The sequence below is a fragment of the Streptomyces albofaciens JCM 4342 genome, assembly GCF_008634025.1.
Taxonomy (GTDB): domain Bacteria; phylum Actinomycetota; class Actinomycetes; order Streptomycetales; family Streptomycetaceae; genus Streptomyces; species Streptomyces albofaciens.
The window spans coordinates 1,807,324-1,823,327 of record NZ_PDCM01000002.1 but is presented as its reverse complement, the minus strand read 5'-3'; the positions used below and the strand labels follow the sequence as shown (position 1 = coordinate 1,823,327).

Here is a 16,004-nt window from a genome sequence, read left to right as displayed (position 1 = left end):
CTGAGCCCCGGCCGCAAAGCCGGGGCGGGGACCTGGAACGCCGCGCCCGAGGGCCGGGGCCGCGTCCGGTGGCTACGCCGGGTTCTGGTTGGCCAGGGCCACCGAGAGTTCACCGGCGATCTCCTGGAGCACCGGGACGATCTTGTCGATGGACGCCTCGGTCACCCGGCCCGACGGGCCGGAGATGGAGATGGCCGCCGCGGTGGGGGAGTCCGGCACCGGCACCGCGATGCAGCGGACACCGATCTCCTGCTCGTTGTCGTCCATGGCGTACCCGGCCCGGCGCACCTCTTCGAGCGCGTCCAGGAAGGCGTCCGGGTCGGTGATCGTCTTCTCGGTGGCGGCGGGCATGCCGGTACGGCCGAGCAGCGCCCGCACCTCCTCCGGCGGGTGGCCCGCCAGCAGCGCCTTGCCCACGCCCGTCGAGTGCGGCAGCACCCGCCGGCCGACCTCGGTGAACATCCGTACCGCGTGCCGGGACGGCACCTGCGCCACGTACACGATCTCGTCGCCGTCGAGCAGCGCCATGTTCGCGGTCTCGCCGGTCTCCTCGACCGCGCGCGCCAGATACGGCCGGGCCCAGGTGCCCAGCAGGCGGGAGGCGCTCTCGCCGAGCCGGATCAGCCGGGGGCCGAGGGCGTACCGGCGGTTCGGCTGCTGGCGGACGTAGCCGCAGGCGACGAGTGTGCGCATCAGCCGGTGGATGGTCGGCAGCGGCAGGCCGCTGCTGGTGGACAGCTCGCTCAGGCCGACCTCGCCGCCGGCGTCGGCCATCCGCTCCAGCAGGTCGAAGGCGCGCTCAAGGGACTGGACGCCACCGCCGGCGGCTGCGGGCCTGGCTGCGGCGGCGGAAGTGCTGGCGCTGGACGGCGGCACGACGCGTTCCTTTCGGGGCAGGTGGTGGCGGGCTCGGCGCAGGGCTCCGGTCGTACGGGTGCCGGGACCGACCGGGAGCAGCCTACCGGTCCACCCGGGCGGACACACGGCCCCTCGCACACTCGTTCCCGCCGGTCAGCGCCCGCGCCCCGGCCGGACCGGGGTGCTACCCGCGATCACCGGAGGCGGCCACTGGGCGGAGCTACGTTCTGCTGGGCGAAAGTTCGTATCCATTTTGTGGAAACCGCCAAGCGTTGGCCTGAGGTACGGATTCCCGTCATGAAACCGCCCGCGCGGTACGGCCGACCGGCGCGATCCGCGCCACGGCGCCGTCGCGGAAAGGGTCTTGACGGGGTGCGGTCCCGAGTGAAGACTCCGTTCAACAGAAAGTTGAATTCCGTGGAGCGGAAGCCCGCGGGAAGCGCACGAGGAGGGGACCGGGTGTCCGAGATCGATCTGGTGCTGCGCTCCACACGTGTCGTCACTCCGCGGGGGACGCGCGCGGCGACCGTCACCGTACGGGACGGGAAGATCGCGGCGGTGCTCCCGCACGACGCGCCCGCACCGGCCGGGGCCCGGGTCGAGGACTTCGGCGACGATGTGCTGCTGCCCGGCCTCGTCGACACCCACGTCCACGTCAACGACCCGGGCCGCACCGAGTGGGAGGGCTTCTGGACCGCCACCCGCGCGGCGGCGGCCGGCGGCATCACCACCCTCGTCGACATGCCCCTCAACAGCCTGCCGCCGACGACCACCGAGGCCGGCCTGCACACCAAGCGCGAGGTCGCGCGCGGCAAGGCGCACATCGACGTCGGCTTCTGGGGCGGCGCCGTGCCCGGCAACGTCAAGGACCTGCGCCCGCTGCACGACGCCGGGGTGTTCGGCTTCAAGTGCTTCCTGTCCCCGTCCGGCGTGGACGAGTTCCCGCAGCTGGACCAGGAGCAGCTGGCCGCCGCGCTCGGCGAGATCGCCGGCTTCGGCGGGCTGCTGATCGTGCACGCCGAGGACCCGGACCACCTGGCCGCCGCGCCGCAGCCGCACGGCCCGAAGTACGCCGACTTCCTCGCCTCCCGGCCCCGCGCGTCCGAGAACGACGCGATAGCGGGCCTGATCGCGCTCGCCCGGCGGCTCGGCGCGCGGGTGCACATCCTGCACCTGTCCTCCTCCGACGCGCTGCCGCTGATCGCCGCCGCCCGGGCCGAGGGCGTCCGGATCACCGTCGAGACCTGCCCGCACTTCCTCACCCTGACCGCCGAGGAGATCCCGGACGGCGCCACCGAGTTCAAGTGCTGCCCGCCGATCCGCGAGGCGGCCAACCAGGACGCGCTGTGGCGGGGCCTGGCCGACGGCACGATCGACTGCGTCGTCTCCGACCACTCGCCGTCCACCGCCGACCTGAAGACCCCCGACTTCGGCGACGCCTGGGGCGGCATCTCCTCCCTCCAGCTCGGCCTGCCCGCCGTCTGGACCGCCGCCCGCGAGCGCGGCCACAGCCTCCAGGACGTGGCCCGCTGGATGGCCACCGCCCCGGCCGCGCTCGTCGGACTGCGCGACAAGGGCGCCGTCGAGCCCGGCCGGGACGCGGACTTCGCGGTGCTCGACCCGGAGGCGACGTTCACCGTCGACCCGGCCGGACTCCAGCACCGCAACAAGATCACCGCGTATGCGGGCCGTACGCTGCACGGCGTCGTCCGGTCCACCTGGCTGCGCGGCCGGCGGATCAACGACGGCGGGACACTGGCCGAGCCGTCGGGGAAGCTGCTCGACCGGCGGCCGTGAGGCTCCGTGGCGCCCCTCAGGGGCGCCACCCCGTCTCCCTCGCCCACCCTTCCGCGACCTCCACCACCAGGTCCACGACCGGGTCCTTGGTCTCCGCGTAGCTGCCGCTGTCCGCCGTACGCTGGGCGAGTTCGCGCTTGAAGCGGGCGTACGCCGGCACCGCCTCCGGATGGGCGCGGAACCAGTCGCGGAAGAGCAGTGCCAGCCGCTCGTTGGGCGAACCGGCGCACCGCACATGAAGGTTGACGTCCGGACCGGGGCCGCCGCGCCGCGTCCACAGCCGCTTCGCCCACCGGGCGGGATCGTCGTCCCGGCCCGCCGGCACATGATCGCTCTCGTGCCGCGAGCGCACGAAGCCCCGGGCCGCCAGCGGCGCGTCGAAGGAGTCCGCGGCCGCCGCCAGGTCCGCGACGCTCACCTGGAGGTCGAAGACCGGCTTGGCCGCCATGCCGGGTACGGACGTACTCCCGATGTGCTCGACCCGGCGCGCCTCCGGCGCGAGCGCGGACAGCAGCTCCTCCGCGAGCGCCGCGCCCTCGGCCGCCCAGCCCGGACGGGCGTCGACCAGGACCGCCCGTGTGCTGCCTTCCTCCAGGGCCTCGGCCACGGCCTCCAGGAACGCGTCGTGCAGGTGCCCGTTCGTGACCAGCACCGAGCCGTCACCCTCCAGGACCGGCGCCCCCGTGAGGTCGGTGATCCGGCCGCCGCCCTCCGCGACGATCACGGGCAGCGGGGCGCGGCCCGCGTAACCCGTCGCGGGGCCCGCGATCACGAGCGCGTCCGCCCGCCCCGTGAGCACGTCCAGCGCGCCACCGCCGCCCTGCACCAGCCGCACCCGCCGGTGCAGCGCCGTCAGCAGCGGCTCCGGCCATCCCGCGATGCCGTGCGCCTGCGTACGGGCGCCGGTCAGCTCCGTACGCCCGCCGGCGCGCAGCCGTCCGCGTCCCGAGCGCAGCGCTTCCAGCGGGTCCGGGTCCGTACCGAGCAGCAGCCGGCAGCCGAGGCCGCGCCCGGCCGCCACCAGCTGGCGGCTCATCGGGAGGCTGACCACCCCGATCGCGGGACCGTGCTCGTCCTCATGGGCGAGGCCGGTGGAGAAGGCGGGCACCCGGTCGGTGAACTGCCGGGTGCCGTTGACCGGGTCGATGACCCAGCGCCGCCCGGACGTCCCGGCCCGTGCCCCGGCCTCCTCCCCGAGCACCGCGTCCGCCGGGAACGCCGCGGCCAGCTCCTTGCGTACGAACTCCTCCACGGCGATATCCACCGCGGTCACCGCGGTGCCGTCCGGCTCGCGCTCGGACGACGGCTGCTCGCCGTGGAACGCTTCGGCGCACATCCGTCCGGCGCGCGCGGCGAGACGGACGGCGAAGGCGAACAACTCCTCGGAAACGGGCGGGGCGTCGGTGCTGTGATCCATGGCGCGAGCCTGCCACAGGCCCTGGCGTGCGGGGGCGGTGACGTTGGAAGGTATGTCCACGTGTCCGACCGGCACCGGGCGCCGGAACCGCCCAACGGGAGCGCGGCATGGCAGAGGAGCACGGCATGGAACACGAGGAGCTGCGACGGCGGTTCGCCGCGCTGACCACGGCCCATCTGGCGGACGCGTGCCTGCGCGCCCGGACGCCGGTACGCTGCGCGCCGCCGTCGCTGCGCCCGCTCGTGCCGGGCAGCCGGCTCGCCGGACGCGTGGCGCCCGCCCGGCACGCCGGCAGCGTCGATGTCTTCCTCGAAGCGCTGGAGGACGCTGCGCCGGGCGACGTGCTGGTCGCGGACAACGGCGGCCGGACCGACGAGAGCTGTGTCGGCGACCTCATGGCGCTGGAGGCGCAGGCCGCCGGACTGGACGGCATCGTCGTCTGGGGCCTGCACCGCGACACGGCCGAGCTGCGGGAGATCGGACTGCCGGTCTTCAGCCTGGGCGCGACGCCGACCGGCCCGCTGCGCCTGGACGCCCGCCCGGACGGCGCGCTGGACAGCGCCGTGGTGGGGGAGTGGACGGTCGGCCGCGCGGACCTGGTCCTGGGCGACGACGACGGCGTGCTGTTCCTGCCCGCCGAGGGCGCCGGGGATCTCTTCTCACTCGCGGAATCGATCCGCGACACCGAACGCCGCCAGGCCGACCGCATCCGGGACGGGGTCCCGCTGCGCCGGCAGGTGGGGTTCGCCGGCTATCTCGCCGCGCGCCGGCAGGACCCCGCCCTGACATTCCGCGACCATCTGCGGTCCGTGGGCGGGGCCATTGAGGAATGACGGTTCCGTGCCCGGCCCCACGGAACGTGTACGGCGGGAAAGGCCTGTTCCGGTCAATTCTTCGGACACAGATGGGTGTGCACGGCCTGCAGAATCCTCTCCGCCTGCGCGGCGTTGAATTGCGTGGTGCCCGAGAAACGCTGCCGGGTCTGCTCCACCTGCTTGGCGTGGTCCTTCGGGAAGGAGTGGATCGTGCCGCAGGTACTTCTGCCGCGGCTCACCGCGCGTTCCGGCTTGCCGTTCACGATGTCCCGGGAAATCGCGTCGAGCGCGGCTATGTAACGGGCCTGCGTCGCGGCGTCCGGCTTCGGGGGTATTCCCAGCCGCGCCTCCGCGTCGGCGATCGCCTTGGACGGCTCCTGCTCCGCCGACGGCGAGCCCGCCCCGGCCGGCGCGGACGGCCGGCTCTCGCTCTTGGCACTGCCGCCGCACGCGGTCAGTCCCGCGGCGGCGACGAGGGCGGCGGACAAGGCTACGGCGGTGCGGTGGTTCACGATTCTCCCCTGACCGGTGGACATGAGCGGTCATTCTGACAGGGAAAGGGCCGGTTGCTAAGGGGAATTGGGAAAAATACGAAGGTCCCTGTTTTCGCGGGTGCCGTGCGCCGCGCCCGGGAGTCCATTGCGTGTGCCGCGCGGCGGCCATTGTGCGCCGCGCGGAGACGGTCATTCCGCGAGCGCGGCCCAGAACATCAGCTCGTACGCCTGGAGCAGTCGCCCGTAACGGTGCGCGAGGCGGGGCGTGACCCGCGTCGTGGCGAGGCCGTGCCGCACCGCGTCGCGGGCCAGCGCGTCGAGTTCCGCGGCGGGTTCGGCGAAGAAGTCGAAGAAGGCGCACGCCGCATCGGGAAAGCCGTACCGCGTCCGCAAGGCGTGTGCGACGGTGGCGCAATAACCGCCCCAGGTCGCGAAGTTGGCGGTCACCGCGATCACCACGTCCACGGGCTCCGCGCCCAGCGCCAGGCGGGCCACGTACGACGGGTACGCCTGGCACCCGGCCCGCGGCTCATGGTCCCGTACGGCGTCCGCGTCCAGCCCGCAGGCGTCCGCGAGCCCCCGCAGCGCGCCGAGCGCCCGCGACTCGCCGTCGGCCAGCGCCCCGAAGAACGCCGCCACCGGCGGATCCCCGTCGGCGCGGTGCGCCAGATGGCGGAAGCTGTGCCGGTCGGCGGCGATGATCTGGTGCTGTTCGAGGGCGAGTACCGCGAACACCTCGCGCGGCGCCGCGCCCGCGGCGATCCGCGCCACGAGGGGGTTGTCCGCGGTGCCGGGCGCCGGCTCGCGCGCCGCGGCCCCCAGGAGGTCGTCGACGGTGGGCGACACCGGCCGACCCGGGGCGGACGCGTCGTTCTCACGGGTCATGCCGGTGCCTCCCCGCGTGCGGGCCGGTGGGTGGAGCGGCCGGGTGGCTGCGTACCGGCGATTCTAGGACCGGCCGCGCCTCCCGTCGTGTTCGGCGATGGCGTCCGCCACGAAGGTGTCGACCACGCCGTTCGCGACGAGGACCGGGACGCGTTTGCCGTTCAAGTCGACATAGACGTACGACTTCGCCGTCGCGACCAGGGCCGGGAGCCGGTCCCGCAGGCGCCGCGCGGCCGCCTCGTCGCCCGCGCGGGATGCCTGCACCATGCGCAGCGCCGTACCGGCGGCGCGTCCCCACGCGGCGGTCGCGTCCAGCCACGGCGCGCTGTCGTCCAGGAAGCCGCGGTCGGGGAGGCTGGCGCGCAGCACACCCGGCGCGTCCCGGAGGGAGCGCAGCGCGGCGGTCAGGCGTGCCGGACTGCCGGTGTCGCGGAAGTCCCGTACGGCGGCGGCGAGTTCGGGGGACTGCTGCGGGTTGAGGGCGGAGCCGTAGTGGGCGTCGGCGAAGGCGCGCAGCGCGCGTTCGGTGCGCGGGGAGCCGCCGGACAGTTCTCTGAGGGCCGCGGCCCAGGAGGTGCGGGCGTCGTAGGCCCGGTCGTTCCAGGCGTAGTCCGCGACCGTGAACAACGCGATCTTGGAAGCGGCGGGCTGGATCATGGGGTTGGCGGTGATCCCGGCCAGCCGGGCGGGCAGCCCCCGCTCGCGCCCGTTGAAGGGGCCGAGCAGCAGCCGGTTGGTGACGTAGTCGTTGACCGGGTAGTTGTCCCAGGTCAGGATCGGGTGCCCGAAGACCTGCCGGGCCGCGTCGGCCTGCGCGACGGTCATCACCGGGGCGATCACCCCGACCCCGGTCCACTCCACCAGCACATCCGGGTCGAGCCGCGCCTTCAGCGCCGCCTTGTAGGGCGTCGCCCGTACGTCGTAGTACTCGGTCGGCACCATCTGGAGCGGCTGCGCGCCGTCCGCCCGGTGTCCGGCCACGAACTCGCGGTTGACCCGGTTGAGGAGGTGCGCCTGCGCGGCACCGGCGGCGCCTCCGCCGCTGCCGAACCGCTGCCTGTCCGCAGCGCAGTTCCAGTCCGTGTAGCTGATGTCGTCCAGCGGCACCGCGAAGGTCCGTACGCCGATGTCCCACAGCGCCTGGAACTTGCCGGTCAGGGCCTTCAGGTCGGCGTCCGAGCTGTAGCAGACGGACAGGCCGGGCGAGAGCGCGTAGCTGAACTCCACGTGCCGGGCCCGCGCCCGGTCCACCAGCTCCTTGAGCTGTGCGAGCCGGTCCGCCGGATAGGGCGAGCGCCACTTCTCGCGCAGGTACGGGTCGTCCTTGGGCGAGTAGACGTACGTGTTCATCTTGTGCGCGCCGTAGAAGTCGAGCTGGTCCAGGCGCGCGGCGTGCGACCAGGGGGTGCCGTAGAAGCCCTCGATGACACCGCGCAGCGGGGTGGCGGGCCAGTCGCGCACGGCGGTGGCGCGGATCCGCGCGCCGGGGCGGTCGCGGTGCGGGAGCAACTGGCGCAGCGACTGGGCGGCGTAGTAGGTGCCGGTGGCGTCCGCTCCGGCCAGCGCGATCCGGCCGCCGCCGACGGCCAGTGCGTACCCCTCGGCGGGCAGCCCGGCGGTGCCGCGCGCGCCGAGGTCCGCCAGGGTCCGCGCGGCGCCCGCGCCGTCCACGTGGACGGTCAGGCCCCGGCCTGCCTCCGCGGCCCGTACGACCCGCTCGGCGCCCGCCCGCAGCAGGGAGCGTTCGACGACTTCCAGGGCCGGGCCGTCGGCCCGGGGACCGGCGACGACGGTGACGGTGGGGGTGATGGTGACCCGGCCGTCGAGGGCGCGGACGGACCGGGGGGCCGGGCTGATGGCGGGCCCGGCGGGCGGCCCGCCCCGGACGTCGCCGGAGCCGGTCGCCCCGGCGGGCGGGACGGTGAGCGGGACGACGGCCAGGGCCAGGGCGAGGGCGGCCGCCGCCGTGCGCGTACGGTGCATCCTTCGGTCCTCCTCGGTACGGCGAGGTGTGCGAAACCGGCGTGGTGCGTGCGTGACGGGCGACAGCAGGTTTCACCCGGTACGGGCGGAGGACAATGGATTTTCGCGTCGGGTCGATGGACGTTCCGGCCGCGCCGGGGGCGGGCCGGCCGGCGTGGCCCCTCAGCGGTTCTTGGCGATGATGAAGATGAGGCTCATGAAGGCCAGCAGGGCGTGGGTGGCCACGACGTAGATGAAGACGCGTACGTAGACGCCGCGCGGCGGCTTGTTCTCCACGTACGTGCGGCCGGGGGCGGGGGTGGCCTCGGCGGTGGGGTCGTCGGACATGGCGGGGGTTCCTTCCTCGGTCACAGGCCGCGGCGCGGTACGGCGTCGCCGAGGCACAGCTCGGCCGCGCCGCTCTGCAGCAGCGTGTGGACGAACAGCAGCTCCGTGCCGCCGCGGGTGGCGGCGGCGATGCGGTGCGGGGTCAGCGAGTCGAAGTGGGCCGCGTCACCGGGGTCGAGCAGGTGGACCGTCTCGCCCAGCGTGAGACGCAGCCGCCCCTTGAGGACGTACAGCCACTCCTCGCCCGGGTGCACCCGTACGAGATCGCCCTGCGCGCGCTGCGGTACGTGCACCCGCAGCGCCTGCATGGCCCGTCCGGCGCCGCCCACGGTCCAGTATGTCCAGCCGCCCGCCGCCGACGGCTCGGCGCGGGCGGCCCGGATGACCGGGTCCCGCTCCGGCACGGCCTCGCCCAGCAGATCGGATACCGTTGTTCCGTACATCCGCGCCAGGGCGAGCAGCATCGGCAGCGACGGCTGGCGCTGGTTGGTCTCCAGCCGGGACAGGTGCGCGGGCGACAGCCCCACCCGCCGGGCGGCCGTCTCCAGCGTGAGGCCGGTACGGCGCCGCAGTTCGCGCAGCCGGGGCGCGACGGAGGGCAGCTCGTCGGCCGGCTCGCCCGGGGGCTGCTCGGCAGCGGTGTCGCTCATGTACCCCGGTATAGCCAGAGTTCGCCTCTCGGGCAAAAGTTTTGCCTCATAGGCAAACGGACCTTTCCTGCCATCCCGCTCGTCCGACCGGGTGTCACCCCGTGAACTTCCGGGAAACATCGGCTCCTTGTTATTGACAGGTACCTGTCTACGCGCGTCATGCTGGATCCATGAAGATCCCCCCACGCATCACCCGGTTCGGCGCCGCGGGCGCCCTCGCGTCGGCCCTGCTCGTCGGCGGGCCCGCCGTCGCCGCCACACCCACCACGGCCGCCGCCCCCGTGGCGCACACGGCCACCGTCCGCCCCGCCGCGCACCTCGCCGCGGTCGGCAAGATCTGTTACTCGAAGCTGCCCTCGCAGGCCCACGACACCCTGGACCTGATCGCCAAGGGCGGCCCCTTCCCGTACCCCAAGGACGGCACGGTCTTCAGCAACCGGGAGGGCATCCTCCCCCAGCAGAAGAGCGGCTACTACCACGAGTACACCGTCAAGACGCCGGGCTCCCCGGACCGCGGGGCCCGGCGCATCGTGACCGGCCAGAAGAGCAACGAGGACTACTACACCGCCAACCACTACAAGTCGTTCGACCTGGTCGACCGGGGCTGCTGAAACGGTCGGCCGGTCGGCGCGGCGGAGGCCGGGGCACCGCCCCGGCCTCCGCCGCCGTCGTTCCGGACGCCGCGGGCCGGTGCGCCGCCCCGCGTCGGGACGGCCCGGCCCGGAGGCCGTCACGACCGGCGCCGCGGCCCTGCCGCCCGCCCGCTCCCCGGCGTACGGCGGGCACCGGGACGCACCCCCGCGAGAGGATTGTCAGCGGCCCCCGGTAGCGTTTCGGTGGAAACGACGAATGGGCGGGCAACGGTGGCAAAGGGACCGGAAGGTGGTCACCTGCGGCACGGCGCGGCCCAGGAGGCGCCGCGTGCCCGGCCGTTCCGCGGGGGCGGGGCGCTTGGTTCTGGCGTTTGAGACAAGGAAGGCGGCGAACTGCCGTGTACCGCTGGGAGATCACCCGGGCCGCTCTGGCCCAGCGTGTTTTCGCCATCGTCCGCAGCGAGACGTACGACGAGGCCAGCGCCACCGCCGACACGCTGCTGTCCGCCGGGATCACCAGCCTGGAGATATCCCTGACCACGCCGTTCGCGCTGGAGGCCGTCACCACCCTCAGCCGCGAGCTGGGCGATGACGCCGTCATCGGCGCCGGCACGGTCCTGGACGCCGTCTCGGCCCGGATGGCGGTGGACGCCGGGGCCCGCTTCCTGGTCTCCCCGAGCCTGGACGCCGAGGTCATCCGCACCGGCCACCGCTACGGCGTCCCGGTCTTCCCCGGCGTCGCCACGCCCACCGAGATGGTGCGCGCCCTGGAGCTGGGCGCCGACGCGCTCAAGCTCTTCCCCGCCTCCGCCCACCGCCCGGACTGGCTGCGCGACGTCCGCGCCGCCCTGCCGCAGGCGCCGGTGCTGCCCACCGGCGGCGTGACGGTCGACAGCGCGCCCGAGTGGATAGCCGCCGGCGCGGTGGCCGTCGGCATGGGCTCGGCCCTCTCGGAGGGCGACCGGGAGACCGTGGCCAAGCGCGCCACGGACCTGCTCGCCCGCCTCGCGGACGCCGCGCCGCAGCCGCCCGCCGGGCCCGGAGCCTCCGGGCTCTACGACATCTGAGGCCGCGCGCCCCGCGGTACCGCAGGTGAAGCACTCCCCACGGAGGAGGCGGGGCCGCCCGGCTCCTCCGTGGGACCGATGACCCCCGCCCCCGCCCTACGTACGGTGACCGAAAAGCCTACGAGGGGGCACAGGACATGCCGGAAATCATCGACCTGGGCGCGTACGGCCCCGACTTCGTCGCCGACCCGCATCCGTACTACGCCAAGCTGCGTGCCCAGGGCCCGGTCCACCGGGTCAGCGTCCCGGAGATGCAGCCCGATTTCCCGCATGCGTGGCTGATCGTCGGGTACGACGAGGTGCGGGCCGCGCTGGCCGACCACCGCTTCGCCAAGGACTGGTCCCGCGCGGACGGCGCTCTCGTCGACAACGAGGTGCTGGCCGAGTGGCAGCTGACCAACATGCTCGACGCCGACCCGCCGCAGCACACCCGGCTGCGCAAGCTGGTGGCCCGGGAGTTCACCACCCGCCGCGTCGAGGCGCTGCGCCCGCGCGTCCAGCAGATCACCGACGAGCTGCTGGACGCCATGCTGGCCGCACCGGACGGCCGCGCCGACCTCGTCGAGGCGCTCGCCTTCCCGCTCCCGATGACCGTCATCTGCGAACTCCTCGGCGTGCCCGACATCGACCGGCAGTCCTTCCGCGCCTGGTCCAACGAGCTGGTCTCACCCACCGAACAAGAGGCGACGATGACCGCCGCCCGCGAGATGACCGCCTACCTGGACGGCCTGATCGAGGCCAAGCGCCGCTCACCGGGCGAGGACCTGCTGAGCGCCCTGGTGCGGACCAGCGACGAGGACGGCGACCAGCTCTCCCGGCAGGAACTCCTCGGCATGGCCTTCCTGCTGCTCGTCGCCGGCCACGAGACCACCGTCAACCTGATCTCCAACGGCGTACGGGCCCTGCTCCGGCACCCCGCGCAACTGGCCGCGCTGCGCGCCGACCCCGCCCTCCTGGACAACGCCGTCGAGGAGATGCTGCGCTACGACGGCCCCGTGGAGACCGCCACCTGGCGCTTCACCGCCGAGCCGGTCGAGATCGGCGGCGTGGAGATCCCGGCCGGTGAGGTCGTCCTCGTCGGCCTGGCCGGGGCGGACCGCGACCCGGAGCGCTTCGACGCCCCCGACACCTTCGACATCACCCGCGAGACCCGCGGCCACGTCGCCTTCGGCCACGGCATCCACTTCTGTCTCGGCGCCCCGCTGGCCCGCTTGGAGGGCCGCACAGCGGTCCGCACCCTCCTGGACCGCTGCCCGGACCTGGCCCTGGACACCGCCCCCGAGGCGCTGACGTGGCGTACGGGCATGACGATGCGCGGCCCTCAGCACCTGCCGGTGCGGTGGCGGTAGACACCTAGGGCGAGCGAAGTTCCGCTGGAGCGAGGGACGTTCGGGACACGGGACGGACGCCCGCGGGCCGTCCGTCCCACCACTCGACCACGCCCTTCTCTCCCGCCCCGGCCTCTGCCACGCTGACGGCGCGTTCCGCCCACCGCTCACGCCCACGCCGCGTACAGGAGCCGCCCATGCGCCGCGCCGCCGCCCTCTCCGCCCTGACCTGCGCCCTCGCCCTCACCGCCACCGCGCCGACGACCGCTCCGGCGGCCCCGGCCGCGCGCCCGGACCGGCCGTCCGCCGCCGCGCACACCGCGGCGCGCCCCGCCACCCTCCTCGACACCGTCCCCCGCCGCGGCGTGCTCCGCGTCTGCACCACCGGTGACTACCGCCCCTTCACCCACCGCGACCCCGCGTCCGGGGCGTACAGCGGTGTGGACGTCTCCATGGCTCGCGACCTCGCCGCAAGCCTCGACGCCAAACCCAAGTACGTGGCCACTACCTGGGCAAAGCTCGTGGACGACCTGGCCGCGGGGCGCTGCGACATCGCGATGGGCGGCGTGTCGGTCACCCTCCCGCGCGCCCGCAAGGCGGCCTTCAGCGAGCCGACCCGCACGGACGGGAAAACCCCCATCGTCCGCTGCGCCGACCAGGACAGATACCGGACGCTGGAGCAGATCGACCGCCCGGGCACCACGGTGATCGTCAACCCCGGCGGCACCAACGAACAGTTCGCCCGCTCCGTCATCAAGCGCGCGACCGTCAAGCGGCACCCGGACAACACCACGATCTTCGACGAGATCATCGCCGGCCGCGCGGACGTGATGATGACCGATGCGAGCGAGACCCGCTACCAGGCCAAGATCCACCCCGAACTGTGCGCCGTACACCCCGACCGGCCCTTCACCTTCTCCGAGAAGGCGTACGCGGTACCGCGCGCGGACTTCGCGTTCAAGGAGTACGTCGACCAGTGGGTGCACCTGGCGAAGCACGACGGCACGTACAAGAAGTACGAGGAGGCGTGGATGGGGGAGTGAGGGGAGCGAGGGGAGGGGCCCGGCGGGCGCCCGTTGCCCGGGGGCCGGGCCGCCGGCGGGGACGCGTCGGCCGCGCCGGGCGTCGGAAGGAGGGCCGGATGCCCTGGATGAGGATGACGATGACGCCCGGACGGGCGGGGACCGGAAGGTGGCGGCGTGACGGACGACGTGCTGGATCTCGACGCGGCGCGGCGTGCGCTGGACGAGCAGCCGTTCAGCAGGCTGGTACGGGCGCGGATCACCGCGTTCGGGGGCGGCGGCGCGACGCTGGAGGTGGACGTACGCGACGAACTGCGCCAGCAGAACGGCTTCCTGCACGGCGGTGTGCTCGCCTACGCGGCCGACAACGCGATCACCTTCGCCGCCGCGACGGCCCTCGGCCCGTCGATTCTGACCGGCGGGTTCTCCGTCCAGTACCTGCGGCCGGCGCTGGGCCGGACCCTGCGGGCCCGCGCCACGGTGGTGCACGCCGGGCGGCGGCAGGCCGTGTGCCGCTGTGACCTGACCGTGGTCGGCGCTGCGTCGGAGGAGGGCGAGGACGACGGCGAGGTGCTGTGTGCGGTGGCGCAGGGGACGGTGCTGCCGGTCGACGGGCCGGGCAGGGAGCGGGCCGTCGGCCGCCCCGGGGGACCGGCCGGCGGCTGAGGCGGCAGGCTCGTACCGCTCTCGGGGGTGAGTCTCCGGACCACCCCCGACCGGTGATCCGGACCGCCCCGACGTGATTGTCCGGACAATGTGACCTCTGGACTTCCCGTCATCTGCCGGGCCGGATACGCTCCCAGCCGTGGGGAAACGCGAAACAGACTCCAAGGGCGCCGAGAGCCCCCTTCAGCTCAGCGTGGACCGGAGCAGTCCGGTCCCGCTGTACTTCCAGCTGTCCCAGCAGCTGGAGACGGCCATCGAGACCGGCAAGCTGGCGCCGGGCAGTCTGCTCGGCAACGAGATCGAGCTGGCCGGGCGCCTCGGACTGTCCCGGCCGACCGTCCGCCAGGCCATCCAGTCGCTGGTCGACAAGGGACTGCTGGTGCGGCGCCGCGGCATCGGTACGCAGGTCGTGCACAGCCAGGTCAAGCGCCCGCTGGAGCTGAGCAGCCTCTACGACGACCTGGAGGCCGCCGGGCAGAAGCCCGCCACCCGGGTGCTCCTGAACACCGTCACCGAGGCCACCGCCGAGGTCGCCGCCGCGCTCGGGATCGCGGAGGGCGCCGAGGTGGCGCTCGTCGAGCGGCTGCGCTTCACGCACGGTGAGCCCGTCGCCCACCTGCGCAACCACCTTCCCGCCGGGCTGCTCGACCTCAGCACCGAGCGGCTGGAGGAAACCGGTCTGTACCGCCTGATGCGGGGGGCCGGGATCACACTGCACAGCGCCCGCCAGGCCGTCGGCGCGCGCGCCGCCACGGCCGGGGAGGGCGAGCGGCTCGGCGAGCCGGAGGGTGCCCCGCTGCTGACGATGCAGCGTACGACCTTCGACGACACCGGCCGCGCGGTCGAGTTCGGCTCGCACGTCTACCGGGCCTCGCGGTACGCCTTCGAGTTCCAGCTGCTCGTACGGCCCTGAGCCCGCCGCTCCCCACCGGACCACCCACCGGGTAAGAATGTTCTGACAAACCATTGACGGGGCTCGGCGCGCGCCGCTAGAACTCCTCCAGCCGCCATCGGGCGGCGCGGGAGAGAGGGCGGTTCCATGATGCGTACCGTGCGCGAGGCCCGTACCACCACCGAGCCCCGGGCCGTCCGCGCCCGCGCGGCAGGACTCCTGGCGGCCGTCGCCGCCCTCGCCCTCGCCGCCGGGTGCAGCGGCTCCGGCGGCAAGGGCGCCGAGGACGAGCCGAGCGGCGGCGCCGGTGTCCGGCCCGTCGACACGCCCCGCATGACGATCGGCATGGTCAGCCACGCCGGCGAGGGCGACACCTTCTGGGACATCGTGCAGAACGGCGCGGAGCAGGCCGCGCGCAAGGACAACGTGAAGTTCCTGTACGCCAACGACAAGGAGGGCGGCAAGCAGGCCGAGCTGGTGCAGTCCTACCTCGACCAGAAGGTGGACGGGCTGATCGTCACGCTCGCCAAGCCGCAGGCGCTGGCGGCCGTGGTCCGCAAGGCCGTCGCGCGGGGCGTCCCGGTGATCACGGTCAACTCGGGCGGGCGGTACTCGGCCGCGTACGGCGCCCTCACCCACATCGGCCAGGACGAGACCGTGGCGGGCCGCGCCGTCGGCGAGGAGCTGAACGAGCGGGGCCGGAAGAAGGCGCTGTGCGTCGTCCACGAGCAGGGCAACGTCTCCTTGGAGGACCGCTGCGCCGGGGTGCGCGCGACCTTCTCCGGCGAGGTGGAGAACCTGAACGTGGACGGCACCAACGCACCCGCCTCCCAGTCCTCCGTCCAGGCCAGGCTCCAGTCGGACCGGGGCATCGACTCCGTCTTCACGCTCGGCGCGCCGATGGCCGCGATCGCCGGCAAGGCCCGGGACGAGGCCGGCAGCAAGGCCCGGATCGGCACTTTCGACCTGAATCCGTCCGTCGTCGGGCTCCTGAAGAAGAAGGACATCGACTTCGCCGTGGACCAGCAGCCCTACCTCCAGGGCTACGAGGCGGTGGACCTGCTGTGGCTGTACCGGGCCAACGGCAACGTCCTCGGCGGCGGCAAACCGGTGCTGACCGGCCCGGCCGTCGTCACCGGGAAGGACGTGCCGAAGCTGGCGGAGTACACCGGGCGCGGGACCCGATGACCCCACTCGGAACAGGCGTAAC

Annotated in this window: 16 protein-coding genes; 9 read left to right on the top strand and 7 right to left on the bottom strand. The window is 73.8% G+C overall.

All coding sequences use genetic code 11. The features are described from left to right. Positions 1-72 precede the first annotated feature (72 nt). Positions 73-876, bottom strand: coding sequence for an IclR family transcriptional regulator (locus CP973_RS28180; protein WP_150246722.1), 804 nt, complete (start codon positions 874-876; stop codon positions 73-75). A 441-nt stretch (positions 877-1,317) separates the two neighbouring features. Between CP973_RS28180 and allB the strand changes: the two genes are divergently transcribed. Further along, positions 1,318-2,655, top strand: a complete 1,338-nt coding sequence (gene allB, locus CP973_RS28175; protein WP_150246721.1) for an allantoinase AllB — start codon at positions 1,318-1,320, stop codon at positions 2,653-2,655. 16 nt (positions 2,656-2,671) lie between these two features. Here allB and CP973_RS41145 read toward each other — a convergent pair whose 3' ends face one another. Further along, positions 2,672-4,072 carry an inositol monophosphatase family protein gene (locus tag CP973_RS41145; RefSeq protein ID WP_244410049.1) on the bottom strand — a complete coding sequence of 467 codons (1,401 nt, stop codon included), beginning with the start codon at positions 4,070-4,072 and terminating at the stop codon, positions 2,672-2,674. Positions 4,073-4,179: 107 nt separating this feature from the next. Between CP973_RS41145 and CP973_RS28160 the strand changes: the two genes are divergently transcribed. Further along, positions 4,180-4,905 (top strand): RraA family protein, encoded by a 726-nt coding sequence (locus CP973_RS28160; protein ID WP_425282028.1) that lies wholly within the window; start codon positions 4,180-4,182, stop codon positions 4,903-4,905. A 53-nt stretch (positions 4,906-4,958) separates the two neighbouring features. Here CP973_RS28160 and CP973_RS28155 read toward each other — a convergent pair whose 3' ends face one another. From CP973_RS28155 to CP973_RS28140, 5 genes are all read right to left on the bottom strand, one after another. Then, entirely contained in the window at positions 4,959-5,423 is a 465-nt protein-coding gene (locus CP973_RS28155; RefSeq protein WP_244410048.1) for a DUF732 domain-containing protein, read from the bottom strand. A 147-nt stretch (positions 5,424-5,570) separates the two neighbouring features. Further along, positions 5,571-6,266, bottom strand: a complete 696-nt coding sequence (locus tag CP973_RS28150) for a transcriptional regulator (protein ID WP_208853318.1) — start codon at positions 6,264-6,266, stop codon at positions 5,571-5,573. Positions 6,267-6,329: 63 nt separating this feature from the next. Beyond that, the gene (locus CP973_RS28145) at positions 6,330-8,249 is read right to left on the bottom strand and encodes a glycoside hydrolase family 84 protein (protein WP_150246720.1); all 1,920 of its coding nucleotides are present in this window, start codon (positions 8,247-8,249) and stop codon (positions 6,330-6,332) included. Positions 8,250-8,411: 162 nt separating this feature from the next. Next, entirely contained in the window at positions 8,412-8,576 is a 165-nt protein-coding gene (locus tag CP973_RS40215; RefSeq protein ID WP_167538533.1) for a DUF6126 family protein, read from the bottom strand. 20 nt (positions 8,577-8,596) lie between these two features. Continuing rightward, positions 8,597-9,226: a helix-turn-helix domain-containing protein gene (locus tag CP973_RS28140; protein WP_150246719.1), complete on the bottom strand. Its 630-nt coding sequence runs from the start codon at positions 9,224-9,226 to the stop codon at positions 8,597-8,599. Between the two features lie 170 nt (positions 9,227-9,396). On the opposite strand from CP973_RS28140, the gene CP973_RS28135 reads away from it, so the two are divergent. The 7 genes from CP973_RS28135 (at position 9,397) to CP973_RS28105 (ending at position 15,982) form a co-directional block, all read left to right on the top strand. After that, positions 9,397-9,837 carry a guanyl-specific ribonuclease gene (locus CP973_RS28135; RefSeq protein ID WP_150246718.1) on the top strand — a complete coding sequence of 147 codons (441 nt, stop codon included), beginning with the start codon at positions 9,397-9,399 and terminating at the stop codon, positions 9,835-9,837. A gap of 380 nt (positions 9,838-10,217) precedes the next feature. Continuing rightward, the gene (locus tag CP973_RS28130; protein WP_150246717.1) at positions 10,218-10,886 is read left to right on the top strand and encodes a bifunctional 4-hydroxy-2-oxoglutarate aldolase/2-dehydro-3-deoxy-phosphogluconate aldolase; all 669 of its coding nucleotides are present in this window, start codon (positions 10,218-10,220) and stop codon (positions 10,884-10,886) included. Positions 10,887-11,023: 137 nt separating this feature from the next. Further along, positions 11,024-12,235 carry a cytochrome P450 family protein gene (locus CP973_RS28125; RefSeq protein ID WP_150246716.1) on the top strand — a complete coding sequence of 404 codons (1,212 nt, stop codon included), beginning with the start codon at positions 11,024-11,026 and terminating at the stop codon, positions 12,233-12,235. A gap of 176 nt (positions 12,236-12,411) precedes the next feature. Beyond that, complete coding sequence (locus CP973_RS28120) at positions 12,412-13,257, top strand: transporter substrate-binding domain-containing protein (RefSeq protein ID WP_150246715.1); 846 nt, start codon at positions 12,412-12,414, stop codon at positions 13,255-13,257. 156 nt (positions 13,258-13,413) lie between these two features. Continuing rightward, entirely contained in the window at positions 13,414-13,902 is a 489-nt protein-coding gene (locus CP973_RS28115; RefSeq protein ID WP_150246714.1) for a PaaI family thioesterase, read from the top strand. Between the two features lie 193 nt (positions 13,903-14,095). Then, positions 14,096-14,815, top strand: coding sequence for a GntR family transcriptional regulator (locus CP973_RS28110; RefSeq protein ID WP_167538626.1), 720 nt, complete (start codon positions 14,096-14,098; stop codon positions 14,813-14,815). 129 nt (positions 14,816-14,944) lie between these two features. Continuing rightward, positions 14,945-15,982, top strand: a complete 1,038-nt coding sequence (locus tag CP973_RS28105; protein ID WP_150250359.1) for a sugar ABC transporter substrate-binding protein — start codon at positions 14,945-14,947, stop codon at positions 15,980-15,982. The last annotated feature ends 22 nt before the right edge of the window (positions 15,983-16,004 follow it).

Excerpts from the sequence above, each read along its gene's own strand:
- CP973_RS28105 (WP_150250359.1), top strand. The coding sequence starts at position 14,945 with ATGCGTACCGTGCGCGAGGCCCGTACCACCACCGAGCCCCGGGCCGTC.
- CP973_RS28150 (WP_208853318.1), bottom strand. The coding sequence starts at position 6,266 with ATGACCCGTGAGAACGACGCGTCCGCCCCGGGTCGGCCGGTGTCGCCC.
- CP973_RS28125 (WP_150246716.1), top strand. The coding sequence starts at position 11,024 with ATGCCGGAAATCATCGACCTGGGCGCGTACGGCCCCGACTTCGTCGCC.
- CP973_RS28160 (WP_425282028.1), top strand. The coding sequence starts at position 4,180 with ATGGCAGAGGAGCACGGCATGGAACACGAGGAGCTGCGACGGCGGTTC.
- CP973_RS28155 (WP_244410048.1), bottom strand. The coding sequence starts at position 5,423 with ATGTCCACCGGTCAGGGGAGAATCGTGAACCACCGCACCGCCGTAGCC.
- CP973_RS28145 (WP_150246720.1), bottom strand. The coding sequence starts at position 8,249 with ATGCACCGTACGCGCACGGCGGCGGCCGCCCTCGCCCTGGCCCTGGCC.
- CP973_RS41145 (WP_244410049.1), bottom strand. The coding sequence starts at position 4,072 with ATGGATCACAGCACCGACGCCCCGCCCGTTTCCGAGGAGTTGTTCGCC.
- CP973_RS28120 (WP_150246715.1), top strand. The coding sequence starts at position 12,412 with ATGCGCCGCGCCGCCGCCCTCTCCGCCCTGACCTGCGCCCTCGCCCTC.
- CP973_RS40215 (WP_167538533.1), bottom strand. The coding sequence starts at position 8,576 with ATGTCCGACGACCCCACCGCCGAGGCCACCCCCGCCCCCGGCCGCACG.
- CP973_RS28140 (WP_150246719.1), bottom strand. The coding sequence starts at position 9,226 with ATGAGCGACACCGCTGCCGAGCAGCCCCCGGGCGAGCCGGCCGACGAG.
- CP973_RS28135 (WP_150246718.1), top strand. The coding sequence starts at position 9,397 with ATGAAGATCCCCCCACGCATCACCCGGTTCGGCGCCGCGGGCGCCCTC.